General features: G+C 71.9%; 21 protein-coding genes. 13 read left to right on the top strand and 8 right to left on the bottom strand.

Features of this window, described 5'->3' with window-relative positions; all coding sequences use genetic code 11:
* Positions 1–13 precede the first annotated feature (13 nt).
* Positions 14–3,181 carry a GH92 family glycosyl hydrolase gene (locus OOJ98_RS13200; RefSeq protein ID WP_267054846.1) on the bottom strand — a complete coding sequence of 1,056 codons (3,168 nt, stop codon included), beginning with the start codon at positions 3,179–3,181 and terminating at the stop codon, positions 14–16.
* A gap of 413 nt (positions 3,182–3,594) precedes the next feature.
* Here OOJ98_RS13200 and OOJ98_RS13195 point away from each other — a divergent pair, with 413 nt between their 5' ends.
* Positions 3,595–4,602: a LacI family DNA-binding transcriptional regulator gene (locus tag OOJ98_RS13195; RefSeq protein ID WP_267054845.1), complete on the top strand. Its 1,008-nt coding sequence runs from the start codon at positions 3,595–3,597 to the stop codon at positions 4,600–4,602.
* A 30-nt stretch (positions 4,603–4,632) separates the two neighbouring features.
* On the opposite strand, the gene OOJ98_RS13190 is transcribed toward OOJ98_RS13195, so the two are convergent.
* Entirely contained in the window at positions 4,633–6,471 is a 1,839-nt protein-coding gene (locus OOJ98_RS13190) for an immunity 49 family protein (protein ID WP_267054844.1), read from the bottom strand.
* Between the two features lie 308 nt (positions 6,472–6,779).
* On the opposite strand from OOJ98_RS13190, the gene OOJ98_RS13185 reads away from it, so the two are divergent.
* The 6 genes from OOJ98_RS13185 to OOJ98_RS13160 all read left to right on the top strand — a co-directional run bounded on the left by OOJ98_RS13185 (position 6,780) and on the right by OOJ98_RS13160 (position 13,455).
* Positions 6,780–9,008, top strand: coding sequence for a D-alanyl-D-alanine carboxypeptidase (locus tag OOJ98_RS13185; protein ID WP_267054843.1), 2,229 nt, complete (start codon positions 6,780–6,782; stop codon positions 9,006–9,008).
* Positions 9,009–9,227: 219 nt separating this feature from the next.
* On the top strand, positions 9,228–9,803 hold the full coding sequence (locus OOJ98_RS13180; RefSeq protein WP_267054842.1) for a DUF2165 domain-containing protein: 576 nt from the start codon (positions 9,228–9,230) through the stop codon (positions 9,801–9,803).
* A gap of 502 nt (positions 9,804–10,305) precedes the next feature.
* Positions 10,306–10,773 (top strand): hypothetical protein, encoded by a 468-nt coding sequence (locus tag OOJ98_RS13175; protein ID WP_267054841.1) that lies wholly within the window; start codon positions 10,306–10,308, stop codon positions 10,771–10,773.
* A gap of 81 nt (positions 10,774–10,854) precedes the next feature.
* A complete protein-coding gene (locus OOJ98_RS13170; RefSeq protein WP_267055627.1) occupies positions 10,855–11,508 on the top strand; it encodes a toxin in 654 nt (217 codons plus the stop codon).
* Positions 11,509–11,611: 103 nt separating this feature from the next.
* Positions 11,612–12,859, top strand: a complete 1,248-nt coding sequence (locus OOJ98_RS13165) for an MAB_1171c family putative transporter (protein WP_267054840.1) — start codon at positions 11,612–11,614, stop codon at positions 12,857–12,859.
* Positions 12,856–13,455, top strand: coding sequence for a hypothetical protein (locus OOJ98_RS13160; RefSeq protein ID WP_267054839.1), 600 nt, complete (start codon positions 12,856–12,858; stop codon positions 13,453–13,455). Before OOJ98_RS13165 ends, OOJ98_RS13160 begins: the two co-directional genes overlap by 4 nt.
* A 7-nt stretch (positions 13,456–13,462) precedes the next feature.
* Here OOJ98_RS13160 and OOJ98_RS13155 read toward each other — a convergent pair whose 3' ends face one another.
* A complete protein-coding gene (locus OOJ98_RS13155; RefSeq protein ID WP_267054838.1) occupies positions 13,463–14,266 on the bottom strand; it encodes an AraC family transcriptional regulator in 804 nt (267 codons plus the stop codon).
* A 49-nt stretch (positions 14,267–14,315) separates the two neighbouring features.
* Between OOJ98_RS13155 and OOJ98_RS13150 the strand changes: the two genes are divergently transcribed.
* Positions 14,316–14,762 (top strand): DUF2000 domain-containing protein, encoded by a 447-nt coding sequence (locus OOJ98_RS13150; protein WP_267054837.1) that lies wholly within the window; start codon positions 14,316–14,318, stop codon positions 14,760–14,762.
* A 92-nt stretch (positions 14,763–14,854) separates the two neighbouring features.
* Here OOJ98_RS13150 and OOJ98_RS13145 read toward each other — a convergent pair whose 3' ends face one another.
* Both OOJ98_RS13145 and OOJ98_RS13140 read right to left on the bottom strand, forming a co-directional pair.
* Positions 14,855–16,042 carry a HAMP domain-containing sensor histidine kinase gene (locus tag OOJ98_RS13145; RefSeq protein ID WP_323177891.1) on the bottom strand — a complete coding sequence of 396 codons (1,188 nt, stop codon included), beginning with the start codon at positions 16,040–16,042 and terminating at the stop codon, positions 14,855–14,857.
* Positions 16,039–16,737 (bottom strand): response regulator transcription factor, encoded by a 699-nt coding sequence (locus tag OOJ98_RS13140; protein WP_267054836.1) that lies wholly within the window; start codon positions 16,735–16,737, stop codon positions 16,039–16,041. Before OOJ98_RS13140 ends, OOJ98_RS13145 begins: the two co-directional genes overlap by 4 nt.
* A gap of 215 nt (positions 16,738–16,952) precedes the next feature.
* Here OOJ98_RS13140 and OOJ98_RS13135 point away from each other — a divergent pair, with 215 nt between their 5' ends.
* The 5 genes from OOJ98_RS13135 (at position 16,953) to OOJ98_RS13115 (ending at position 21,396) form a co-directional block, all read left to right on the top strand.
* The gene (locus OOJ98_RS13135; RefSeq protein WP_267054835.1) at positions 16,953–17,465 is read left to right on the top strand and encodes a hypothetical protein; all 513 of its coding nucleotides are present in this window, start codon (positions 16,953–16,955) and stop codon (positions 17,463–17,465) included.
* Positions 17,462–18,526 (top strand): peptidoglycan-binding protein, encoded by a 1,065-nt coding sequence (locus OOJ98_RS13130; protein WP_267054834.1) that lies wholly within the window; start codon positions 17,462–17,464, stop codon positions 18,524–18,526. Before OOJ98_RS13135 ends, OOJ98_RS13130 begins: the two co-directional genes overlap by 4 nt.
* Entirely contained in the window at positions 18,523–19,356 is an 834-nt protein-coding gene (locus tag OOJ98_RS13125; RefSeq protein ID WP_267054833.1) for an ABC transporter ATP-binding protein, read from the top strand. The genes OOJ98_RS13130 and OOJ98_RS13125 overlap by 4 nt, the downstream gene beginning before the upstream one ends.
* Positions 19,353–20,555 (top strand): ABC transporter permease, encoded by a 1,203-nt coding sequence (locus OOJ98_RS13120; RefSeq protein WP_267054832.1) that lies wholly within the window; start codon positions 19,353–19,355, stop codon positions 20,553–20,555. Before OOJ98_RS13125 ends, OOJ98_RS13120 begins: the two co-directional genes overlap by 4 nt.
* A 232-nt stretch (positions 20,556–20,787) precedes the next feature.
* Positions 20,788–21,396, top strand: a complete 609-nt coding sequence (locus OOJ98_RS13115; RefSeq protein WP_267054831.1) for a histidine phosphatase family protein — start codon at positions 20,788–20,790, stop codon at positions 21,394–21,396.
* Between the two features lie 53 nt (positions 21,397–21,449).
* Here the strand turns inward: OOJ98_RS13115 and OOJ98_RS13110 are convergent, their stop codons facing one another.
* The 3 genes from OOJ98_RS13110 to OOJ98_RS13100 all read right to left on the bottom strand — a co-directional run bounded on the left by OOJ98_RS13110 (position 21,450) and on the right by OOJ98_RS13100 (position 24,391).
* Positions 21,450–22,289 carry a RimK family alpha-L-glutamate ligase gene (locus OOJ98_RS13110; protein WP_267054830.1) on the bottom strand — a complete coding sequence of 280 codons (840 nt, stop codon included), beginning with the start codon at positions 22,287–22,289 and terminating at the stop codon, positions 21,450–21,452.
* Between the two features lie 72 nt (positions 22,290–22,361).
* Positions 22,362–23,303 carry a RimK family alpha-L-glutamate ligase gene (locus OOJ98_RS13105; RefSeq protein ID WP_267054829.1) on the bottom strand — a complete coding sequence of 314 codons (942 nt, stop codon included), beginning with the start codon at positions 23,301–23,303 and terminating at the stop codon, positions 22,362–22,364.
* A 104-nt stretch (positions 23,304–23,407) separates the two neighbouring features.
* Positions 23,408–24,391 (bottom strand): DUF6397 family protein, encoded by a 984-nt coding sequence (locus OOJ98_RS13100; protein WP_267054828.1) that lies wholly within the window; start codon positions 24,389–24,391, stop codon positions 23,408–23,410.
* Positions 24,392–24,437 lie beyond the last annotated feature (46 nt).

The following is a 24,437-nucleotide window of genomic DNA, read 5'->3' as shown; positions in this document are numbered from 1 at the left end:
GCCCCCGCGCCGCTCAGGTTCCGTTCACCTCCAGCTCGTATATCCGGGCCGCCGCGTCACCGTTCTGCGTGGGGGTGATCACCGACAGCCGCACATAGCGGGCGGAGACGGTGACGGGGCTCGTGGTGGAGTCGGCGGTGTTGCCCCGCACCTGGGCCTGGGTGGTCCAGGTGGCGCCGTCCGCGGAGACGCTCAGGTCGAAGTCCTTGCTGTTCCAGTCAGCGCTCTCGCCGCCCGCGCCCGCGTGGCGCACGGTGATCGAGGTCAGCGGATGGGAGGCGCCCAGATCGACCTGGAGGGTCTTGGTGCCGGAGGCCTTCGAGCACCACTTGTCTCCGGTTCCGCCGGCGACGCTGCCGTTCACCGCCTTGTCGGGGGTCTCCGTGGTGGTGCAGGAGGCGGATCCCGTGGCGGGCTGCCCGATCGCCAGGTCGTGGCTGCCGCCGTTCGGCCCGTAGACCCCCAGCTCGTAGACGCGGGCCGCGTCGCTCCCTCCCCCGCCGGTGTTGGAGGGGCTGGTGACGACGAGGCGCACGTACCGGGCCGCCCTGGCCATCACGGGATGGTAGGTGCGGCTCGACCGGGAGCCGGTGACGGAGGCCGCCGTGGTCCAGGCGGTCCCGTCGGTGCTGGTCTGGATCTGGAAGGCACCGGTGTTCCAGCCGGTGTTCTCGCCGCCCAGGCCGGCGTGTTCGACGACGAACGACGACACGGTCCGGACGGACCCCAGGTCGACCTGGAGCGAGGGGTTCGCCGCGGCCGAGCACCACTTGCTGTTGTCGGCGAGGGAGCCGTCCACCGCCTTGTCGGCCGACTCCGCCGTGGCGCAGGGCGCCGATCCCGTCGCCGGCTTGCCGAGGGCGAGGTCGGGGCCGAGTTCGGGCGCGGTGGGCACCGGGGTGGCGCCGTCCTGGAAGGAGGGGGGCACGTCGGACGCGCCGGTGCCCCAGGTGGCGCCGGGTGCGCCGCCCATCGTGTACGTGAGGGTCGCGCCGCCCGCGACGTCCGGGTAGCGCAGGTAACTGTGGCTGGTGGACGTGCCGTTGACGGCGAGCGCCTGTACGTAGGGGCCGCTGCCGGAGCTGTTGATGGTGATGTCGCCGGCCGCGCGCTGGATCAGGATGGAGGGGAACTGCGGACCGTGCAGCGCGAGGGTGTCCGCGCCGGGCGTCGCCGGGTACATGCCGAGGGCGGCCCACACGTACCAGGCCGAGGTGGCGCCGAGGTCGTCGTTCCCGGGCAGGCCGCCGGCCCCGGTCGTGAAGGACTCGGCCATCACCTTGCGCACCGCGTCCGTGGCACCGGCCGGGTGGCGCGCGTAGTCGTAGGCCCAGGGCACACCGTGCTCGGGTTCATTCCCTATGTAGTAGTACGGCCTGCTCTGCCCGGCGTTGACCTCGGTGAAGTGGTGGTCGAGGCGCTGCACGGCGGTGGGGGCGCCACCCATGGAGTTGATCAGGTCCGAGAAGTCGTAGGGGACCATCCAGGTGTACTGGGAGGCGTTGCCCTCGGTGAAGGTGGACTGGCTCGCCGGGTCGAGCGGCCAGCTCCAGGACCCGTCGCTCTTGCGCTGCTGCACATAGGAGGACTCGGAGTTGAATGTGTTGCGCCACCACTGGGCGCGCCCCATGTGTGTGGTGTAGCTCGATGTGTTGCCGAGCGCCTTGGCGAACTGTGCCACCGCGAAGTCGGACGCCGAGTATTCGAGGGAGTCGGAGGGGTCGTCGAGGTAGTGCAGGCTGGTGTAGGTCGACTGGCGTCCACGTATGGCGTCGCCCTGCGTGGTGCCTCCGTTGGACGCCTTCTCCATGAGGGCGAGGGCGGCCGACGTGTCGAAGTCGCGGGCCCCGAAGGCGTACATGCTGCTGACGATGATCGGCCCGGGGTCTCCCGTCATGACGAAGTCCTCGTTGGTCTGCTGCGACCACTTGGGCAGGAGTCCGCCCTGCTGCCCGTCCAGGACCATCGACTTGGCGATGTCGCTCGCCTCGGTGGGGGCCATCAGCGCGATGAGGGCCGCCCAGGAGCGGTAGATGTCCCAGCCGGAGTAGTTCTGGTAGACGGGCCGCACCGAGTGGTGCACGGCGTTGTCGAAGCCCCGGTAGTCGCCGTTGACGTCGCTGGAGACGTTGGGGCTCTGGAGCACGTGGTAGAGGGCGGTGTAGAACTTCTGACGGTCGGTGGCGCTGCCGCCGCCCACCTGGACCCGGTTGAGCATCTGGTTCCAGGAGTCGTCGGCAGCGGTGCGGACCGCGCCGAAGTCCCAGCCGTTGTTCTCGGCGGTCACGTTGGCCTGGGCGCCCGCGACGCTCACATAGGAGAGGCCGACCTTGAACTGGACCGTCGCGTTGCTGGTCGTGTCGAAGGTGACGTAGGCGCCGGTGTTGGTGCCGGACGCGGTGGCCGAACCGTCGCTGACGGTGCCGCCCGACCAGGTTCCGAATCCCGTCGGCGCCCGGTCGAATCGTACGTCGAAGTAGATCTGGTACGTCTTGGACGAGCCGCAGAACCCGCCCGCGGTGACGCTGCCGGTCAGCTCGCTGCCGCTGACGTGCACGCTGCCCGCGCGGTTTCCGGTGGCGCTGCGGCCGGTGTTGATCAGGAGCCGGGACGCGGTCGACGCGGGGTAGGTCAGCTTGCCCATGGCGGTGCGCGTGGTGGCGGACAGCTCCACGTCGGTGCCGTAGCGGTCGAGGCGGGTCTTGTAGTAGCCGGGCTTGGCGACCTCGTTGGCCTTGGTGTAGCCGGAGGCGTAGCCCGTCCAGTTGCTGCCGGGTGAGCTGCCGAGGGCGCCCGTGACGGGCAGCAGCGGCAGGTCCTCGTTGTTGGGGCAGCCCGCGCCGTCGAAGTGGGTGAGGCTGAAGTCCTCGACGGAGGTGTCCTTGTAGCGGTAGCCGGACGGGGAGGCGGTGGGGGTGTCGGGGCCGACCTGCACTCCGCCGAAGGGCACCACGGCCCCGGGGTAGGTGCTGCCGCCGGCTCCGCCGGGCACGGGGTTGGGGGCGTTGCTGTCGTCGGTGCCGATGAACGGGTCGACGTACTGGGTCAGCGCGAGCGTTCCTGCGTGGGCGGGCGCGGCGGCGATGCCGACGACGCTCAGGGCGGAGAGGGCCAGGGCGCCGAGGGCGCCGAGGCATCTGGACCGGACGGAGGATCCTGGGGAGGGCACGGAGCGGAGCACGAGGGGGGACCACCTTCTCGCAAAGGACCGCTCGCCGTCCGGCGGGCGGCCTCGGGACGGGGGAGGCTCGGTGGGCATGTGAACGTTACCAATCAACTCAGGATTGTTGATGTGTCCCTGACCACCCGTCAAGGGTGAGGGATGAATTCGAGCCCGGCATTCGCCCGCGCTCACGATCGTCTCGCCCCGGCGCTCCAATGCCCGCGTCGCGCCTGCACTTTGACGTGTCGTCACTTCTACGGACCACGACCAGCTCCGACGATGGGAACGTTACCAACACGGAGGCTGCTCTTCCGGCTGCTGCGACCCCGCCGCCCCAGGCGCCCCTCGGGCCGCCTGACGTGGGGCGCCGTCTGCCATCATCGACGCGTCGCCGTGCCGGACCGGGCACGGACCGGTCGATGGGGAGGCCCGTGAAGCGCCCGACGATGAAGGACGTGGCCCGCGCGGCGGGCGTCAGCCCCATGACCGTCTCGCGTGCGGTCTCGGGCGAGCCGGGGGTGTCGCCCGACACCGCCGCCCGAGTCGAGCAAGCGGTGCGGCAGTTGGGCTACCAACGCAACGACAACGCCCGCAACCTGCGGCAGAAGAGCCTGCGCACCTCCACGATCGGGCTCGTCGTCGACGACCTGGCCAACCCGTTCTACGCACTCATGGCGCGCTCGGTCGAGGACGAGGCGCACCGGCGCGGTTTCCTCGTCCTGGTCGGCAGCACCAATGACGAACCCCGCCGTGAACGCGAGGTCATAGGCGCCTTCACCGCCCGCCAGGTGGACGGCCTCATCCTCGTCCCGACCAGCGGCAACCACGGCTTCCTCAACCAGCCGATGGAGGGCGGCACCTGCGTGGTCTGCGTGGACCGGCCTGCCAAGGGGCTGGCCGTCGACACGGTGACGGTGGACAACCGCGCGGGCGCCGAACGGGCCGTCAGCCATCTGCTCGGCCATGGGCACACCCGGATCGCGTACCTCGGCGACCGGTTCGACATCTGGACCCAGCGCGAACGTCACGCCGGCTACCTCGACGCCCTCGCCTCCCACGGCATACCCGAGGACTCCGCTCTCGTACGCCACGAACTGCGCTCGCAGTCCGACGCCGCGGCCTCCCTCGCCGAACTGCGGGCCCTCCCCGCGCCCCCGACGGCGCTGTTCACCACCAACGACCTCATCACCATGGGGGTGATGGACGGGCTCGGCGGCCCCGATCCCGTCGCCCTCGTCGGGTTCGACGACTTCCCGCTGGCCGACCGGCTCAGCCCGCCGCTCAGCGTCGTGAGTCAGGACCCGGTCGCGCTGGGCGCCACCGCGGCCAGCCTCCTGTTCGCACGGATCGACGGCGACCGCTCCGCTCCCCGCTCGGTGGTCCTGCTGACCCGCCTCGTCGTACGCGGCTCCGGCTCGGCCGGGCGGGCGCGCGGCTGAGGAAACGGAGCGGCGGGGGCGGCGGTTCGGCTAACGCAGCAGGCCTTCGGGCAGATAGGGCGACCGCACGGGGACGGGCCAGCCGATGCGGTGGGCATGGCAGGCAAGACCCAGCACATCCAGATCGACGGCCGCCTCCACTTCCTTCCCGCGCTCCCCCACCTCGAAGTGCTCGCGGTGTTCCTCCAGGGCGTCGGCCAACGCCAGGGCGAACCCCCGCTGATCGCCCTCGACGAGCTGGGACAGCAGGACCGCCGGCGGAGCGAGGAAGGAGCCGCCGGCCATCCGGGCCGCGGTCTCCAGGGCGTGGTCCATCGCGGGCTCCGGGTCGACGCCGCGCAGATAGTCGTGGAGGGCCGCGCAGTAGGCACCGCCCGGCGACGGCTGGTCGCCCTCGGCGAAGAACTCCGGCTCGATCAGCACGCAGTCGGCCAGCGGCCCGCGCGCGCCCACGACCAGGACAAGGGACATGGCCTGCTGCCACTGGTGCGGATTGGGGCGGTAGGAACCCCGCCACGCCGGCAGGGTGCGCGAGGTGCCGCCGATGGTCACCTGCACCTCGGTGCCGGGCTCGGCCCGTGCCACGCGCAGGGCGCCCGCACCCGCCTCGGCGCCGAGCAGCAGCGCCTCGTACTGGCGCGGATCCGTCCCGCCGGGAGCGCGCGCCGCCCGTGCCAGGAACCGGCGGCGCTGGTCCGCCATGAGGGAGGTCAGATCCCGGGCGAGCACCTTGGGGTCCTCGGCCGGGTCGTGGAAGCGCGCCATCTCCTGGGCCGCCAAGTCGTCGTACGGCGCGGGATACACGGGCCGCTTCGCGAGCGGGTGGACCGGCCGCTCGACGACGAGCGCCCCGGCGGCGAGCTCCGCCACGGCGTCGGCACGCTTGTCCCGGCCATGGGCCCGCACCCGGGGCGTCGGCGGCGCGAACCCCGTCACCACGGTGCGCGGCAGATAACCCGATTCGATCCTCACAGGCCAGCCGTGACGGCGGTGGGCCAGCGCCATGAGGGCCATCGCGTCGAGCGGCAGCAGGGTGCGCGGCGCGGCGTTCTGCCCGGCGAATCGGCCGCGGTACTGCTTCAACTGCGTCGCCAGGCAGCGGGTGAACTTCTCCTCGTCGCCCGCTGCCAGGGCACGCAGCGTGTTGAGGGCGGCCCGGTGGCCCGGCCAGTCGTCGCCCTCGCCGAGCGTCGCGACGACCATGTCGATCAACGCGCACTTCTCGATGTCGTGCACCGGGCCCGGGGAAGCCACGCGGTCCGGGCCCTCCTCGTGGCCGAAGACGTACGCCATCAACGCGTGGACAAGCGCCACATCGGCGCGCCCCTCGTTCCCGCGCCACGGTGGCGCCGAGTCGACGAAGACGTCGACGCAGCGGTCCGCGACCTGGGCGACGACGGCCAGGTAGAGGCCGTCGAGCCACTCGTAACTGCGGACCGTACGAAGCCGTGTGCCGCGGCGCCCCTGCTCGCCCGGCCCCGACCGGGCGGCCTGTTCCGCCCGCTCATTCCCCTCGGTCCGCCCGTCCTCGGCGCCTCGCTCGAACTCCCCGCAGTACGTCACTCCGGCCCCGGCGTAGTCGATGAACACATCGAGCGGCCTCCCCGGGAACAACGTCAACTCCAGGGCGCCCACGGCCGCGGCCGCCGCGGAGCCGAACGCGACCCGAGCGTCCTTTCCGCCGAGCTCCGGCAGCCCGAGGGAGCGCGCCCCCAGATAGTCCAGGAACGCGCCGGCCACCGATCGCCAGCCGGACGCCGGATGCTCGTCGTGCCGCATCCGGTGCACGTCCCCCGCGATCCGCGCCGCGAAATCCGCCTCCGCGGCGACCGGCGCCGCCGCACCGATGTGATGACGCTCGATCCGCACCCCGGCCTCCTGACACATCCCCGTTCGATCTTGCCCTGCCAGCATAGGAAGGGGGTCTGACAATGCCCGGCGCACGGGGCGCCGGAGCCACGCGAGAGCGGCCGCGCCGCTGTCACCGTTTGGTCATACGGACGTGCGATCGTGGTGCTGCTCCCCGGCCACCCGGCGCGGCGTAGGGCTCCGGACGACTTCGGGACCGACCGAGTCCGCGACCGGCCCCCTCGTCCGTACCGGATCCCGGGCGGCCGAGGGTACGGAACACAGAGCACGAGCACAGAGCGAGATCGGCAAGGCGGGCTGTACTGCGTATGAACGAGAAGAACGGCGCGAAGGCGGACGGGGCTTTCGACACCGAGGGCACGGCCGACGAGCCGGCCGCCACGACCGCTCCGGAGGAATCAACCCCCGGGAAACCCGCGCCCGAGCAGGACGCGCCCAAGGGCCCCGCGGCCGTGGACGCCGCGACCGAGGCTCCTCCCGCCGCCGCGCCTCCCGTGCGCGAGCCGGGCAGGACGCGCCGTGAGTCGGAGGAGCCGGCCGGGCAGAGCGCCGCCGCGGGAGCCGGGGCCGCTGCCGAACTCGCCGACGACGAACAGCGCGTGAAACCCGCGAACGCCGAAGACGGCAAGGACCGCGGGGACCGTAAGGACGACCGCGCTGCCGCCACTGCGGGCTCGGCCGACGCCGCGCCGGCCGTACCCGATGCCGCCGGTGACCCCGGGGCGCCCGCCGCACCAGACGCATCCGACGCATCCGACGAGCCCGACGAGCCCGACGCCGTCGAAGTCTCCGAAGCCCCCGCGGAATCCTCCCCCGAACCCGACGCCGCCGCTGCGTCCGCGCCCGCGTCCCCGTCCCCGTCTCCGTCTGCTGCGGCGCCTGCGCCGAAGCCGGTGGCAGATGGCCGCGACACGCCTCCGGTCCGGCCCGCCCGCAGGGAGTCGGACTCCGAGCGGACCAGCGAGTTCGTGGCACTGAAGCCGGACCTGCCGGCCGCGGCGCCGCCCCGTCCCCCGGTCCGCCGTTCTGCCCCGTCCTGGTCGGCTGTCGCCGCCGGCGAGGGGTTGACGGAGTCGGAGCGCACCCGGGAGTTCGGCGCCCCCGCGGCCACCGACGACCGCACCATGGCGCCGGCCGGTCCGGCCGCGCCCCGGGTCGACGCACCCGGGGCAGACGCACCCGGCAGCACCGCGCCGACCGCCGCGTCCGGCTCCGGCGGACCGGCTGGGCCCCCGCCGCCGCTCGACCTGCTGGCCCAGCTCACCAACACGCCGCCGAAGCCCGAGACACCGGCCCGCACCGCGGCGCGCAGGGTCAAGATCTGGGGCACGCTGGTCGTGCTGCTCGCCATCGTGGTCGTGGCCGTCCAGGCGTTGCGTCCCCTCCCCACGCCGACGCTGAAACTCACCGGCGCGTCCACCCACACCGCCGACGGTGCCGCCCCTTCGCTGCCGTGGCCGACCGAGGGCCAGGCCTTGGTCGAGATCAACGGCCTCGGCCGGATGGGTTCGTACGGGGAGATGAAGCCCCTCCCTATCGGCAGCGTCGCCAAGGTGATGACCACGTACCTCATCCTGAAGGACCATCCGCTGAAGCCCGGCGACAAGGGGCCGCTGGTTCCGGTCGACCAGAAGGCGCAGGACGACTACACCAGCGGCGTCACCGAGAAGGAGTCGGTGGTCGAGGTCAAGGCCGGCCAGAAGGTGTCCGAACTGGAAGCGCTCCAGGCCGTCATGCTGCCCTCGGCGAACAACGTGGCCCGCCTGCTGGCCCGTTGGGACGCTTCGACGGAGGAGGCCTTCATCAAGAAGATGAACGACACCGCCAAGTCGTTCGGGATGGCCAACACCACGTACACAGACGCGAGCGGACTCAAGGAGTCCACGGTCAGCACCGCCGAGGACCAGGTGAACCTGGCCAAGCGCGCCATGGCGGACCCCGTCTTCCGTCAGATCGCCAAGCTGCCGTCGTACACCTCGACGACCACATCGGGCGGCTCGACCCTGGAGACGTCCAGGACCCAGCACAACTTCAACAAGCTCGTCCCGCTGTACGGCGTCGTGGGGATCAAGACGGGGTCGACGACCAAGGCCGGCGGCAATCTGCTGTTCGCCGCGGAGACACCGGTCGGCGACACCAAGCAGCTGGTCGTCGGCGCCGTGTTCGGACAGCACAGGCCGAACATCATCGAGACGGCGACCGCGGCCAGCAAGCAGCTGATCCTGGCGGCGGACAAGGCGCTCAGGAACGAGACGGTGGTCAAGAAGGGCGACGTGGTCGGCCGGGTGGACGACGGGCTCGGCGGGACGGTGCCGGTCGTCGCGGACAAGGATCTGGTCGTGCCGATCTGGCCCGGCGCCTCCGTCGAGATCAAGCTCACGGACGGCGGCAGGAGGCTGCCGCACACCGCGAAGGCCGGCACGGTCGTCGGCACGCTGAGCGTGGGCGGCGGCATCGGCGAGGTGAACGTGCCGGTGTCGCTGAAGGAGGCCTTGTCCGAACCGTCGCTGGGTGCGAAGATCACCCGGCTCGGCTGACGAGGGTACGACGGCATCGGCGCGGGCCCGGTCCGGACCCACGTGGGCCGGTTCGACGCGGTCCGGGCCGGTCCGGGCGCGCCCGGACCGGAGAGGGCAGGACCCGTCGATTGTCAGTGGTGCCCGGCAGGATGGTGGGCACGCTGAACGGCGGGCGCGCGTACAGGTCGTGTGCCCGGCACAGGAATCGACTCGGTCCGTCCGACAAGGGAGTCCGCGATGACCTCAAGGTTCACGTCCGGGGCGCGCGGGGTGGCCGCCGCACGGCGCGAGAGCGCGTCCCGGCTCCCCGCGCTGCCGCTCGCCGCGACGTTGCTCACCGCCATGGTCGCCCTCTACATGGCGCTCGTCGCGTTCGGCAACATCACGGACTTCGACACCAACCGCCAGTTCGTCCGCCATGTCCTCGCGATGGACACGACGTTCAAGGACCCGGACCTCATGTGGCGGGCGATCACCTCGCACACGCTCCAGGACATCGCGTACGTCCTGATCATCACCTGGGAGACGGTGGCGGCTCTGGTGCTCGTGGCGGGGGCGGTCTCATGGGTGGCCGGTCTGCGCGGCCGGGCCGGGCTCGGCCGGGCCCGGTGGCTGAGCACCGTGGGGCTGCTGATGGTGCTGCTACTGTTCGGGGCCGGCTTCATAGCGGTCGGCGGCGAGTGGTTCGCGATGTGGCAGTCCAAGTCGTGGAACGGGCTCGACGCGGCCACCCGCAATTTCACCGTGGCGGGGATCGTCCTCGTACTCGTCCATCTGCCCGGCACCAACTCATCGGCGGAACAGGACGATTGAGGGCGGCGAGCGGTCTTTCCCGGCCAAGTCGCGGCCACGGCACTCGCGCCGGCGCGCCATGATCGGTCGAATTCCGCTGGAGGCCGGGCAGATCCGGCTAACTCGTCGCCTGAGCGGGTCGCCGCGGCTCCCATACAAGGTGCATAATGCATGTGTAGCCCTTCGCGCGTCCCCCGTCGCGAAGGGCTACACCTCCTAGCCATGGCCGTGCGACCTGCACCCATGAGGCGGGCAGGGCACATCAGCCACCCGAGCAAGGAACTCCCCTCGTGGCTCCTTGTTCGTGTTTTTTCGAGTTAACAGTGACGTAGAGTGTTTCCGCAAGTCCGGTTCTGATCGCGGAGCGAGATGCTCACGTTTGTCACCCCGGCACCCCTGGCCGACCGGCCGCCCGTCGGCGGGGCTCTTGTACCAAGGTCGGTTAAAGTACCAATCCGTTGACCGAATCGAACATCGCGCGTCGGACAACGCACGAGCGGCGGACGTGGACGTGGGGACCTTGATGGACAACGGCGAAGAGCGCACTCCCGACCTGAGGACGCTGCGGCAGAAGGTCGAGTACATGGTCGACAAGACCTTCCCCGGGGAGAAGATCTCCGGCCGGGTCTTCGCCGATCTCGTCAAGGAGCGCGGCGGCTCGCTCTCCCACAGCTATTTCTCCAACATCCTCGCCGGGAAGGTCACCAACCCCTCGGAAGAGATCCTCAAGGCGCTCGGGCTCGGCTTCGGCGTCGACTGGCGCTTCTTCAAGGACGAATCCGAGGTCGTCGACGACGTCGTCTCGGGGCTTCAGTTCCTCGCGAAGCGGCGCACCGGCGAAATCAGTGGTCTGGCCGGCCGCGGCATCGACGACGACGGACTCGACCCGGAACTGCTCCAGTTCGTGCTTTCCCTCCTTGAGGACAACAAGGACAGCAGGGACGGGCGGGACAACGGGCGCGAAGCCGCCCCTGGCGGACAGCCCGGGTAGCAGGCCGCAGGGCGTTCATCTTGATTGGCTAGGATCGCAGACCGCATGTCACACACACGTGACTATGATCAAGAGGTCTCCATGTCCATGCGCGAGCTGCGGAAAGAGTGCGAAGCCGGATTGGCGGACATGCCCATCCCCGCCCCTTTCAGCATTCCGGCGCTCGTGGCGAACATGGAAGAGGCCCGCGGCCGCACCATCGTGCTGCACGAACTGCCCGACCGGCTGGCCCGGGTGAACGCCGCCTGCGGGCTTCGCCTGAAGTCGGGCGGCACCAGTTTCGTGCTCTACCGCCGGCGTCCGACGGCCTACCAGACACAGCACGTCATCCTGCACGAGCTGTGCCACGAGTGGTTCGACCACGGTACGACCCTGAGCGCCGGCCAGCTCCGCCAACTGCTTCCCGTCTTCAACACCTCACTGATCCAGCGTGTCCTCGCCACCGACGAGCCGGCCCCGCAGGGCGGTGCCGCAGCGGCCGACGCGGCGGCGATGGCGGAGGCGACGCCGCCGGACGGCCTGCCGCCCGCCGTCACCGAGGCCCTCCGCTCCGGCGGCCCCGTCCAGGCACGCGCCCAGTACGACACCCACGACGAGCGGATCGCCGAGTTCGGCGCGTCGCTCATCCCCCGCCTGGCGCGCGACGTGACCAGCGACGACATGGTCGGCCGGCTCGCCAACTCCCTCTCCCGCCCGGTCGCCCACCGGCGCCGCGGGTTCTTCCGCCGCTCGTAATCCTCCGCCGGAGACCTGCCCCCACCATCTCCCGCCCGTCTCCTCCGCCTTGAGCACCGCCCCCTCCGCCCCTCCGTCCCCACTCGTGACCCCTAGGAATGCCGTGACCGCGCTAGACCTTGCCGGCTATCTCATAGCCGGCCTGATGACCGCCGTCGCCCTGTGGCGGATGCCCGCAGCGCTGTGGGGAGACGAGGAGGACAAACGCCGGCGCGCCCTGTGGGGCTGCTACGCGGGCTTCGCCATCGCCCTGTGGACCAAGACGAAGGTCGTACGCATCGGGCTGAACAACAGCCCCGTCGTCGACCTCGCGGTCCTGATCAAGCACTACACGGCGACCATCGCGATCCTGGCGATCCTCAGCTACATCGTCGCCATCTACGGGCACTTCCCGGAGGACGGGGTCATCCCGCGGCACGTCCGGTTCGCCCGGCTGATCCAGCAGGTGGCCGCCAAGGCGTCGGTCGCCACGCTGATCCTGCTGACCGTGCTCTTCTTCACCGTGGTCGACCGCTCGTACGCCTCGGACCGCTTCGTCTCCGACCACGCGGGCCAGTGGGGCGCCACGCTCTACATGAGCGTGTTCTACCTGTACTTGGGCGCCGCCTCCGCCGTCTGCGCCTACCAGTGGGCCCTCGCGACCGCCGGCGCGGGCGCCCGTCATCTGCGCATCGGGCTCGGCATGATGACGTTCGCGATGTTCATCGGCGTCGGCTACACCGTCAGCCGCACCCTCTTCCTGTGGGTCAGCGTCGCCGACCAGCCGAGCCCCGCCTTCGCCCTGCAATTCGACGAGGTGACCGAGGCGGCGCAGGTCGTCCTGTTCGCGTTCTTCGCGCTGGGCGCCTCCATCCCGGCCTTCAGCAAGGGCTGGCGCCGCGTGCGGCTGTGGCGCGCGCAGGCCCGCCTCCACCCGCTGTGGCGGGAGCTGATGACCGCCTTCCCCGACCAGCCCTTCGAGCCGCCCGCCTCGCTCGTCCGCGAGCTGACCCGCTTCGGCACCCCGGCGGACCTGAGGATCGACCGCTGGGCCGCCGACATCGCGGACGCCGTGGAGAAGCTGCGCCACTACGTGCCGGACGCCCTGCTGCCGGCCGCCCGGCGGGCCGCCTGCGACGACGTGCCGGACGCGCGGGACGCGGGTCCGCTCGCCGAGGCGTACTGGATCAAGGCGGCGCTCGCCGCCAAGGCGGGCGGCGCCCCGGCGGGCAGCGCCGCCGCCGTCGAGACCAAGCACGCCACCGACCAGGACGGCGAAGTCGCCCGGCTGGTACGGGTGGCCGCCGCCTTCCGTACCGTCAACGGCGAACGCGCCCGCGGCGTCCTGCACTCCCTGGAGAAGACCGCGTGAGCACCACCCTGACCAGGACCGGGGGCCGCGCGACGGCCCTGGCCCGCGGCATCACCGACCTCCTGCAACCCCGCAATCTGCTCCTGGCGGGGATGCTCGGGATCGGCCTCGCCGCGGCCGGCGAGTGGACCGGACTGCTGTGGGGGCTGCTCGGCGCGCTGTGCGCAGGCATCGTCCCGGCCGGCTACATCGAGTGGGAGCGCAAGCGCGGCACCTGGGGCGACCGGCACGTCGTCGACCGCACCAAGCGGGCGCCGATCTTCTTCGTCATCCTCGGCTCGATCGGGGCCGGCTCGCTCGTCATGGTGCTCGGCCACGCCCCCGGGGGCATCCTGACCGCGATGCTCGCCCTGTGGGTGATGACCATTTTCCTGCTCGTCGTGAACACGGTCTGGAAGATCTCGGTGGACGCCGCCGTCGCCTCGGCGGTCGTCGCGCTGCTCGCCGTGGTGCACTCCCCCTGGTGGCTGCTCGGCTACGCGGTCACCGTCGCCGTGTGCTGGTCACGGGTGGCCCTCACCTACCACACGGTCATGCAGACCGTCGCCGGCGCCGCCCTCGGCGCGGCCACGTCGGCCGCCTTCCTCGTGACCTGACGAAGCGTCAAAAGCTGGGCCCGCGACGGGCGTAGCGGCCCGGCGCGGTCCCCACGACCCGCTTGAAGTGGCGGGTCAGATGGGACTGGTCGTAGAACCCGGTGGCACGCGCCACGTCACCGGGCGCGCGCCCGTCGAGCAGCAGCCCACGGGCCCGGTCCACCCGACGGGCCGTCAGGTACTGGTGTGGCGCGATGCCGAACTCCGCGGTGAAGGCGCGCACCAGATGTGTGGGGTGCGCGTGCACCAGACCGGCGGCCTCGTCGAGGCTCACCCCCTCGACGACTCGGGCGTCCAGGAGCTCCCGCAGCCGTCGCGCGACGGACCGGCCCTGCGGCTGCGGGCCGGCCGCCAGACGCGGACGCAGATGGCCGCGCAACCGTTCCGCGATGAGCGCCAGCCTGCTCTCCGCCTCCAGCTCCTCACCCCGGTGCGCGAGCACGCCGTGCAACTGTCCGACCCGGCGACGCAGTACGGCGTCCATCACGTCGGGGCCGTCGACCGCCGGGGCGATGAGGCTGTCGTCGAGCTGGGTCCGTTCCAGGTACACCACGCGTTTGCGGAAGCCGTGGGCGGTCGCCGGGGAGCCGTTGTGCGGCACATCCGGCGGCAGCAGGGTCACCGCGTCGCCCGGTGTGCCGTGCTCATGGCGGTCCAGGTCGTAGCGGACCGCGCCGTCGTCGACGATCAGCAGGGTCCAGCTGTCGTGGACGTGCATCGGGTACGCGTGCTCGGTGAACCGGGCGTGGAAGACCTCCACGACCCCCGGGACCCGGGGGCGCCAAGCGGAGATCTCCTGTCCTGCGGTCACGCAAAGAACGTACAAGACGCGACGGACCCCGGCCCGGCAGTCTCACTCCATGACATCGGACTCCATGACACCCGACGGCGCGCCCGTACGTTTCGACACCAAGATCGCGGTGCTGCTCCGCGACGACCTGGAGACCTGGCAGCGCCTCAATGTGACGGCGTTCCTGGTCAGCGGCCTGGGCACGCGGCTGCCGGAGACGATCGGCGAGCCGTACGCCGACGCGGACGGCACCCCTTACCTCCCGCTGTTCCGTCAGCCCGTCCTGGTCTTCGAGGGGAGCAAGGAGGTGCTGCGGGCGGCCCACACCCGGGCCCTGAGCCGTGACGTTCCGCGTGCGGTGTTCACGAGCGACATGTTCCGCACCGGCAACGACGCGGACAACCGGGCGGTGGTCCGCGCCGTTCCGGGCGCCGATCTCGATCTGGTGGGCCTCGCCGTCTACGGGCCGCGCAACGCCGTCGACAAGATCCTCAAGGGGGCGCGCATGCATCCGTGAACCGTCGCACTCACCTGTGACGCGACCCCGGAGCGCCCGCGCATCCGGTCCCGGAGCGCCTCCTGCGGATCCGGTGCCGGACGCGGACTTGGTCAGGGCAGCCGTACGGTCACCGTGAGACCGCCGCCCGGATTCGCCTCCGCGGAGGCCGTGCCGCCGTGGGCGCGGGCGATGGAGGCGACGAGGGCGAGCCCCAGGCCGGCTCCCTCGCCCGGCGCGTGCCGACGTTCGTTGAGGCGGCGGAACGGTTCGAAGAGGTCGGCCACCGCGTCCGGCGGCACGGCGGGACCGGTGTTGGCGATGCGGAGCGTCCGGCCGTCTCCGGCCAGGGCGATGTGGATGGTTCCGCCGCGGTGGTTGTAGCGCAGCGCGTTGCCGAACAGGTTGCGGATCAGCTGCGTCAGCAGCACCGGGTCGCCCTCGACGCTCACGGACTCAAGGGCGGTCGTGAGGGTGATCCCGCACTCGCGCGCCTGGGCGCGGTGCTCGTCGGCGACGGCGCTCACGCTCTCCTCCAACGCCACCCGTTCGCGGTGTTCGAGGCCCTGGTCGGAGGCGGCGAGCAGCAGCAGCGACTCGATCAAGTGCTCGCTGGAGTCGGCCACTTGGAGGAGTTCCTCACGGATCCACCGGATCCGCTCGGGGTCCGGGTCGACGAGACCGATCTCGGCGGCGGCCCGCTGTACGGCCAGCGGCGTACGCAGTTCGTGAGCGGCGTTGGCCGCGAACCTCCGCTGCGCCCCGACGAGTTGCTCGATGCGGCCCAGCATCTGGTCGAAGGTGTCGGCGAGTTGCTTCAGCTCGCCCGGTGGCCCCTTGAGGTCGATGCGCTGGTGCAGGTTGGCACCGGAGAGCTTGCGCGCGGTGGTGGTGATGAGGCCGACCGGGCGCAGCACCCGGCCCGCCATCCACCAGGCCAGGAAGAGGGAGAGCACGGCGAAGACGGCGAGGGCGATGCCGGAGACGGTCAGCAGCCGGTTGAGCGTGGTGGCCGCGACGACCTGGACCACCTGGGTCCTCGCGTGCCGGCCGGCCTGGGCGGACGGTACGAGCTCGGCGGGCGGCAAGGCGCAAGGGGATTGCGAGGCGAAGGGAGACGGCGAAGCGGCGCGGCCGCCGGGGACCGCTCCCGTGAACGCGCTGCCGATCCGGTTGTCCAGGCCGTACTGGACGAACACGTAGATCACGCCGACGAGGACACATCCGGCGAGCAGCAGCAGTCCGCCGTACAGGGCGGTCAGGCGGGCCCGCTCGGTGGCGGGGACCAGGCGGCGGATCACCGCTGCGCCCGCCCGGCCCGAGGTGCGGCGTCCGGATGCCGGGCGATGCGGTAGCCGGCTCCGGGGACGGTCTCGATGGCGGGAGGCTCGCCGAGTTTGGCCCGCAGGCGGCTGAGGGCGACCCGCACCGGATTGGTGTCGTATCCGGTGTGCTCCTCCCACACCTGCTCGATCAGGTCCTCGCCGCTGACCACCCCGCCGTCGGCCCGCATGAGGGTTTCGAGGACGGCAAACTCCTTGCGGGTCAGGGCGAGTTCACCGCCGTGGCGACGGGCCTGGCGGCGCGCGGTGTCCAGGACGATTCCGGCGCGCTCGATGACCGGGGGCAGCGCGGGGCGGGCACGGCGGCCGAGTGCGAGCACCCGCGCCAGCAGTTCGTCGTACGCGAACGGCTTGGTGAGGTAGTCGTCGGCGCCGAGCCCGAGCCCCTCGACCCGGTCCCGGACGGCCCCCGACGCGGTGAGCATGAGCACGCGGGTGAGCAGGCCCTCGGCCACCACGGCACGGCAGACGTCGTCGCCGTGCAGGCCGGGCAGGTCGCGGTCGAGCACCAGGACGTCGTAGTCGCCGAGCCGCACCTTGCTCAGCCCGCCGAGCCCGTCGAGGGCCACGTCCACCGCGATCGCGTCACGGCGCAGGCCCTCGGCGATCATCGTGGCCAGGAACGCCTCGTCTTCCACCACCAGTACGCGCATGCCCCCTGTCTACCGGAAACGCACCTTTCGCCGTTGTTACGGGACGGTGATCGCGGGCCGGTGATCGCGGGCCGCTGTTCCGGGCGGCTGCGCCACGGTCCCATGGTCGTAAGGGAAACGAAACAGCGGGTTCCTGGACGCTCTCCTCGGCCGCGCTCCAGCGGCCGGCGCGTGCCGCCGTGCCGCGTCCACGCATGTCCGCGAGGAGAGAAGCGATGAGGAACCACCGGCTCACTCTGGCCCTGGCATCCGGTATGGCGGGGCTCGCCCTGTTCGCGTCCGGATGTTCCGGCTCATCCGGCGGGGGCGCGGGGAAGGACGCGGGCGCGGGCGGCAACGGCTCGGACGCGGGCGCCGACGGCTCGGCGGCGGCCGACAAGGCACAGGCGCTGCGCGGCTGCCTGCGCAAGCAGGGCATGGACGTGCCCGACCTCAAGCCGGGCGAGAACCCGAACGCCCAGCTGCTCTCTCAGCCTCAGGGCACTTCGACGGACAAGTGGAACAAGGCACTCACCGCCTGCGGATCCGGGGTGCCCGGAGGCGACGGCGCAGGCGCCCCCGACCCCGGGCAGCAGGACCAACAGGTCAAGATCGCCCAGTGTCTGCGCGGGAAGGGCTTCGACATGCCCGACCCGAAGGTGGAGAGCGGCCACAGCAGCGGCTTCAAGATCCCCGAGGGCGCCGACCCGGACACGTTCATGAAGGCGCTCAACGAGTGTGCCGCATGAGGCCCCGGACCATGATCGCGGCGGTGGTGACGGTGGCGGCCGTCACGGGCGGCGGGCTCGCCGTCACGGGCCTCACCCGGCCCGGAACCGAGAATTCCACCGAGCAGCGGACCGGCCTTCCGGCGGCCACCGCACCCATCGAACAGGGCGATCTGGTGAGCAGCACCAGCATCGACGGCACGCTCGGCTACTCCCGCGAGAGCAAACTGAACGCGGGCGCGGCCGGCACCCTCACCTGGATCGCGGGCGGCGGTTCCACCGTGAAACGGGACGGCAGGCTGTACGCGGTCGACGGCAGGGACGTCCGCCTGATGTACGGGACCGAGCCGATGTACCGGGTCCTCAGGAGCGGCGACAAGGGCGGTGACGTACGGCAGTTGAAGGCGAACCTGCGTGCTCTGGGGTACGGGAGCGGGCTGGCCGACGACGAGACGTTCACGCCCGGCACGACCAACGCGGTCAAGCGCTGGCAGAAGGCGCACGGTGTGGCGCAGAGCGGTCAGGTGGGCCCCGAGCAGATCGCGTTCGCCACGGGGCCGGTCCGGGTGCAGGGCGCGGAGGCCGCGGTCGGCGACCGCACCGCGCCCGGTCAGAAGGTGATGACGACGACCAGTTCCGACCGGGTCGTACAGCTCCGGGTGAAGGTGTCGGACGCCGCTCTCGCCAAGGACGGCGGCGCGGTACGGGTGGAGCTGCCCGACGGCACCACCGCCTCGGGCACGGTGTCGTCGGTGGGCGCGACCGCGACGACGGGCGACGACCCGAACGACAAGACGCCCCGGATCGCCGTGACCGTCACCTTCGACGACCCCGGCAGGGTCAAGGGGATCGACAAGTCTCCCGCGACCGTGAAGCTCGGCGGCGAGACCCGCCGGAACGTTCTGAGCGTGCCGGTCGGGGCGCTGCTCGCGCTCGACGACGGCTCGTTCGGGGTGCAGGTGGTGGACGGCGGCACGGCCCGCGAAGTGCGGGTGCGGCTCGGGATGTTCGCGCAGGGACGCGTCGAGATAGCGGGCGCCGGGCTGCGCTCGGGGCTGCGGGTCGGGGTGCCGTCGACATGAACCATGCCGGCTCCCTCATGAAAGCCGCCGCCGCCGTCGAGCCTCCCGTGGTCGAGCTGGCCGGGGTCACCAAGGAGTATCCGGGCGGGATCGCCGCGCTGCGCGGGGTCGACCTCACCATCGCGCGGGGTGAACTCCTCGCGATCGTCGGGCCGTCCGGCTCCGGCAAGTCGACCCTGCTGCACATCGTCGGCACCCTCGACCTGCCCACCGCGGGCTCCGTGACCATCGCCGGCCATGACGCGGCCGCCCTCGGCGACCGCAGGCTCTCGGCGCTGCGGGCCCAGCACATCGGCTTCGTCTTCCAGGCCTTCCACCTGGTTCCGGGCGTCAGCGCCCAGGACAACGTGGCGGAGGGGCTGCTGTACTCGGGCCTTCCGCGCGCGGAGCGCCGCAGACGGGCGGCCCGCGCGCTGGAGCGGGTCGGGCTCGGCGACCGCCTGCGGCACCGGCCGCACGAGCTGTCCGGCGGGCAGAAGCAGCGGGTCGCCATCGCGCGCGCGGTCGTCGGCGAGCCCGATCTGCTCCTCGCGGACGAACCCACCGGCGCGCTCGACTCGGCGTCCGGCGAAGCGGTGATGGAACTCATCCACGAACTCAACTCGGAAGGCGCGACCATCGCCGTGATCACCCACGACACGGAGATCGCGGCCCGGCTGCCGCGCCAGGTCCGCCTCCGGGACGGCCGCATCGTCCAGGACACCGGCGGTCCGGACCGCGGGGGTGCGGACGGTGACGGACCGGGGCATGGCATCCCGGGCTCTCCGGCCGGCGCCGTCGTCCGTGGCGACGGTTCGGGTACGGAGTCGCTGTCCGAGGACGCCCGATGAGCGGGCGGCCGGTGCTCAGGCCGGCCCGGCTCGGCCCTCGGGACATCCTGCACACCGGGGCCGCGGGGATGCGCAGCCGCCCGCTTCGGGTGGTGCTCTCCGCGCTCGGCATCGCGATCGGCATCGCCACGATGATCGCGGTGGTGGGGATCTCGGCGTCCAGCAAGGAGCAGTTGCTCCGCGAGCTCGACAAGCTCGGCACCAACATGCTGGTGGTGACGCCCGGGACGGACCTGCTGACCGGCAAGCCCGTGCCGATGGCGAAGGACGCGGCCGGGCGGGTGGCGCGGATCTCCGGCGTGGAGCACGTCGGCGCCACGGGCTCCCTGCCGCAGACGGTCCGCCGCTCGGAGAAGATCCCCGACACCATCACCGGCGGCATCCAGGTGCAGGCGGCCACGGACGGCCTGCTCACCACGCTGCGCGGCACCGTGCGCAGCGGCACCTTCCTCAACCCGGCAACCGGCAAGTACCCCTCGGTGGTGCTCGGCGACGTGGCGGCGCGCCGGCTCGGCATCACCACCCCCGGCCAGCAGGTGTACATCGACGGTCAGTACTTCGCCGTCCTGGGCATCCTCGACCCGCTGCCGCTGGCACCGGAGATCGCGCGCTCGGCGCTGGTGGGCTGGGACGTCGCCGAGAGCCGCCTCGGCTTCGACGGCCGGCCCACGGCGGTCTACGAGCGCTCCGCGGACGCCGCGGTCGACCGGGTGCACGACCTGATCCCCCGTTCCGTCTCGCCCGAGACCCCGCACGACGTCGGCGTATCCGATCCCTCCTCGGGCCTCCAGGCCAAAGCGGCCACGGAGGGCGCCTTCAGCAGTCTGCTGCTCGGGCTCGGCGGAGTGGCACTCCTGGTGGGCGGAGTCGGTGTCGCCAACACCATGATCATTTCGGTTCTCGAGCGACGTTACGAGATCGGCCTGCGCCGCTCCATCGGCGCGACCCGGGGGCAGATCAGGGGGCAGTTCGTCACCGAGTCGCTGCTCCTGTCCGGGCTCGGCGGCGCGGCCGGCATCGTCCTCGGCGGCGCGGCTACCGCGGTCTACTCGTGGTCGAGCGGAATCCCGTGGGTGGTCCCGCCCTGGGCGGTCGCGGGCGGGTTCGGCGCGACCCTGGTCATCGGAACGGTCGCAGGCCTCTATCCGGCGGTCCGCGCCTCAAGGCTCTCACCGACCCTCGCACTGCACTCCGCGTGAACCGACGGGAAGAACGACCCCGGGTGCGGTACGGCCAACCGGCGCCCCGGGGTCGCCGGACCCCTGGGGCACCCGGCGCCACGGCACCCGGCGCAGTCCCCCCTACGTGACGCATCCAACGTCCGACACCCCCGTCCGCACGGAATGCCCTCTCCTCTTCTAGGGTTGTCCCGGCGTATGGCCGGGGCGATACCGGTCCGGGGGACGCACAGGGAGAACGGAATACATAGCCATGGGTGAGTTGATCCTCGTACGTCACGGGGAGACCGAATGGTCGCTGTCGGGGCAGCACACGAGCTACACCGATCTGCCGCTCACTGCGCACGGGGAGGAGCAGGCGCGTGCGGTGGCGCCCCTGCTCGCCGAACGTCCCATCGGGCTCGCCCTCGTCAGCCCACTGCAACGGGCCCTGCAGACCGCGGAGTTGGCCGGAGTAAAGAATCCCCGGATCACCCCCGATCTCCACGAGTGGGACTACGGCGGCTACGAGGGCATCACCACGGACGAGATCCACCGCACCCGCCCCGACTGGGAGCTGTGGACCGACGGGGTCGCGCCCGGTCCCGCCGGGCACCCCGGCGAGAGCCCCGCCGAGGTCGCCGCGCGAGCCGACCGTGTACTGGCCGAGGCCGCGCCCACGCTGCGGGAGAGCGACCAGGATGTCGTCCTCATCGCCCACTCCCACTTCCTGCGCGTCCTGACCGCCCGCTACCTCGGCCTTCCGCCCACGGGCGGCGCACTGGTCGTCATGGACACGGGCGCGATGTCCCGGCTGGGCCGCGAGCACGGGCGTCCCGTCATCACCGCGTGGAACACGGTGCTGCAACACGCCGCGCACTGACCTACGCGCCGGTTCGGTCCGGCATGCGGACCCGCCGTTGTGCGGGGTCGCGTTCAGACCGCCGCGACCGCCTCGCGGGCCCTGCGCAGCGCCAGCGCCGCCAGGGCCTCCGGGGCTCCGGCCTGGCCCCGTATCCCGGGGAACGCGTTGATGTCCACGATGAGCGGGGTGCCGCCCCCGGTGTCGATGACATCGACCCCGTAGACGTCGAGGCGGAACACCGCGCCGACGGACACGGCCAACTCGGCCCAGCCGGGCGGCAGTTCAGCGAGGGCGAGCGACCGCGTGCCACCGAGGCCCTCGGGGGCGAGTTCGGAGCGGCGCAGTGCCGCGAAGACCGTCCCGTCGATCACCCACAGTTTGTGGTCGTACCCGCTGTTCTCGGCGAACTCCTGCACCACCACGGGCTCGTCCCCCCACACCCCGGCCAGCTCGGCCAGGCGTGCCGGGCTGTCGACGCGGGTCACCAGGTCGTGCCGCCTGCTGTGACGGCTCTTCACCACGAGCGGGCCGCCGGGCACGCCGGAGAACGCGGGCGCCGCGCCCTCGACGAGTGCGGTGAGCGAGCCGAAGGTACGGGTCGCGGAGAACGGCAGCCCCGCCTCCCCGGCCAGCTCGGCCATGAACGTGCGGTCCTGGCACAGCTCGGTCGCCTCGGCCGAGTTGATCACCGGCACCCCCCGTGACTCCAGCGCACGAGCCAGCGCGAGAGCGCGCGGCGTGCGCGACTTGAGCAGGTAGACGTCCGCGACCGGACCCGACTGCGCGGGGTCGGCCGTCTCGGGGTGCAGGGTCACCACCCGGTGTTCGCGCTCCAGCAGTTCCCGCGCGGCGGCAAGCAGCGGATGGTCCGGCTCCGGCGTGATGAATCCGACCGTTCTCGCGTTCCCCACCTGCCCTCGCCCCACCATCGTCGTGTCGTCCAGCCGATCGCGCCCCCGCACCGTCGCACTACTCACGAGGCCTCACCGGGCCTCGCCCGCCGCCCCCGCAGAGGTCCTGACCGGCCGCGCCTCAGCGGCCGGCCCCTCGCTCCCGAACGGCTGGTTCGGGATGCGTCCCGCGCCGGAGACGAAGGCCGCGGCGGCGACCGCGCTGCCCGTGCGGGCCAGTTCGAGCACGGCTCGGGCCACCTTGGCCGCCGCGTCCGGCACCTGGCGGAAGCTCGGGAAGTCGTTCACATCGACGACCACGGGCCCGTCCGGGCCGAGCAGCACGTCGACGCCGTACAGGTCGAGGCCGTACACCGCGCCGACCTGGTCGACGATGGCGGCCACTTCGGCGGGCAGCGGCACATGCCGCTCGCGGACGCCGCGATCCGGGTGGAGCGGTGAGCGGCGCTCGGTGGCGTACAGCTCTCCGCCGACGCAGTACACCTTCAGGTCGATGCCGGAATTGGGGACATAGGGCTGGGCGATGAGCATCCCTTCCCCGGCGAGGGAGGGCAGCATCGAGGCGAGCCGGTCCGGCGACGGCACGAGGTGCACGGCTCGCCCGGAGCTTCCGTCGGCGGGCTTCACCACCAGCGGGTACTCCGACTCGGCCACCTCCATGAGCAGTTCGGGCCGGGCGGCCGCGTACGTCATGGGGACCGGCAGACCGCGGCTGCGCCCGATGGCCGATGCCAGCGCCTTGTCCCGGACGCCGCGGATGGACCGCACATCGTTGACCGTGGTCAGGCCGACCGCGGCGGCGGCCTCAAGGAGCGGGAGCCCCGGTCCGCCGGAGACCGTTTTGAGCACCCAGGCGTCGTGACTGCCCGCGCGGACCGCCTCGGACATCCGCAGCAGGGAGCCGCCGGGCCGCACCACGTCGACCTGGTGGCCCCAGGCGACGAGTTGGCGGATCACCTCCACGGGCATGCCGTCATGGCGGTAGTGCTCTTCCACCAGGAAGCAGAGCCTCATCGACCTTCCCCGTAACGCCCGGACGTCCGCCGATCCCGTCCGGCGAGCTGTGACGTCACAGGATGTCATGAACTCCGGCCGGGTCGCCCCCCACCCCGGCACGGCTACTTCCGCCGCCGTAGCCGCCTCAGCAGACTTCGCTGTACCGGCGCTCCTTCCGTCTTCGGATCGGGCTCCCACCGGCCGGAATGCGGCGCGGGAACGCCGCGGCGCGGACCGGCCGGGCCGGCGTCCCCGGGGGCCGGTGGCTGTCCGCTCACCGGGGCGGCCCGCTCCGAAGTCGCTTCCCCGGCCGGGCGCGGTGCCGGACACTGGTCCCGGGCGTCCGCGAGCGCCTCCACGAGACGCGACCGGTACCAGGCGATCTCGTCCGGCTCGTCCGCCAGCAGCAGCCGGTCGACGACGCCCTGGGCGATGGCGGACTCGGGATGGACCCGGAACGTGTCGGGGCACAGCCGCCTCAGGCAGGCCCGTTCGTAAGGGTCCTGGACGATCTCGGCAAGGTGCGCGCCGTCGAGTGCGGAGGCGGTCGCGGCCGCCAACTCCCACTGGTCGTCGCTCTGGCGGGCCAGCATGGCGATCCTGCGCCCGCGCCAGTTGCGCGCCCGCCAGTCCTGCGCACGGTCGGGCTCCGGATGCCGCCCGCTCAGCAACTCCGGCTCGCGCAGCGCCAGTTCGACGACCTCGTCCGCCAGATAGAGCCAGACGACCGCCCGGTAGCGGTTGAGATAGCAGCGCACGGGCGTGAGGTGACCGGTGCGGGCCAGTTTGGTGAAGCGGCCGGGCGCCACACCCAGCAGGTCGGCGCCTTCGCTCGTGCCGACCGTCCGCACCTTTTCCCGTAGGGCCTCCGGGAAGTCCGGCGCGGTTCTGAGGCGGGCGACCTCGCGCGCGGTGACCCGGCGGTGGCCGCCGCCCGGGTCCGGCACGGTACGAATATGGCCGAGTTGGACGGCCAGCTCGAACTCGCCGCGCCTCAGCTCCAGTTCGCGAGCGGCGGCGCCCGGCGCGAGCCGCGACCCGGCCGGCGACGCCGCGGTTGCCGCCGCCGCGGGCACGACGACGTTCTTGGTGGTGATGACGGTCATCGGATCCTCCCCCGTGAGGAACGAGTACTCAGGACGAATACTCTCG

Source organism: Streptomyces sp. NBC_00083, assembly GCF_026343295.1.
Classification (GTDB): Bacteria; Actinomycetota; Actinomycetes; order Streptomycetales; family Streptomycetaceae; genus Streptomyces.
Note: the sequence above shows the minus strand (reverse complement) of the source record. Positions and strands in the feature narration are given on the sequence as shown.

What these genes read in the sequence shown, in the direction of transcription:
- OOJ98_RS13185 (WP_267054843.1), top strand. Translation starts at nt 6,780, where the DNA reads ATGAACGAGAAGAACGGCGCGAAGGCGGACGGGGCTTTCGACACCGAG.
- OOJ98_RS13180 (WP_267054842.1), top strand. Translation starts at nt 9,228, where the DNA reads ATGACCTCAAGGTTCACGTCCGGGGCGCGCGGGGTGGCCGCCGCACGG.
- OOJ98_RS13175 (WP_267054841.1), top strand. Translation starts at nt 10,306, where the DNA reads ATGGACAACGGCGAAGAGCGCACTCCCGACCTGAGGACGCTGCGGCAG.
- OOJ98_RS13170 (WP_267055627.1), top strand. Translation starts at nt 10,855, where the DNA reads ATGTCCATGCGCGAGCTGCGGAAAGAGTGCGAAGCCGGATTGGCGGAC.
- OOJ98_RS13150 (WP_267054837.1), top strand. Translation starts at nt 14,316, where the DNA reads ATGACATCGGACTCCATGACACCCGACGGCGCGCCCGTACGTTTCGAC.
- OOJ98_RS13140 (WP_267054836.1), bottom strand. Translation starts at nt 16,737, where the DNA reads ATGCGCGTACTGGTGGTGGAAGACGAGGCGTTCCTGGCCACGATGATC.
- OOJ98_RS13135 (WP_267054835.1), top strand. Translation starts at nt 16,953, where the DNA reads ATGAGGAACCACCGGCTCACTCTGGCCCTGGCATCCGGTATGGCGGGG.
- OOJ98_RS13130 (WP_267054834.1), top strand. Translation starts at nt 17,462, where the DNA reads ATGAGGCCCCGGACCATGATCGCGGCGGTGGTGACGGTGGCGGCCGTC.
- OOJ98_RS13125 (WP_267054833.1), top strand. Translation starts at nt 18,523, where the DNA reads ATGAACCATGCCGGCTCCCTCATGAAAGCCGCCGCCGCCGTCGAGCCT.
- OOJ98_RS13120 (WP_267054832.1), top strand. Translation starts at nt 19,353, where the DNA reads ATGAGCGGGCGGCCGGTGCTCAGGCCGGCCCGGCTCGGCCCTCGGGAC.
- OOJ98_RS13115 (WP_267054831.1), top strand. Translation starts at nt 20,788, where the DNA reads ATGGGTGAGTTGATCCTCGTACGTCACGGGGAGACCGAATGGTCGCTG.
- OOJ98_RS13105 (WP_267054829.1), bottom strand. Translation starts at nt 23,303, where the DNA reads ATGAGGCTCTGCTTCCTGGTGGAAGAGCACTACCGCCATGACGGCATG.
- OOJ98_RS13100 (WP_267054828.1), bottom strand. Translation starts at nt 24,391, where the DNA reads ATGACCGTCATCACCACCAAGAACGTCGTCGTGCCCGCGGCGGCGGCA.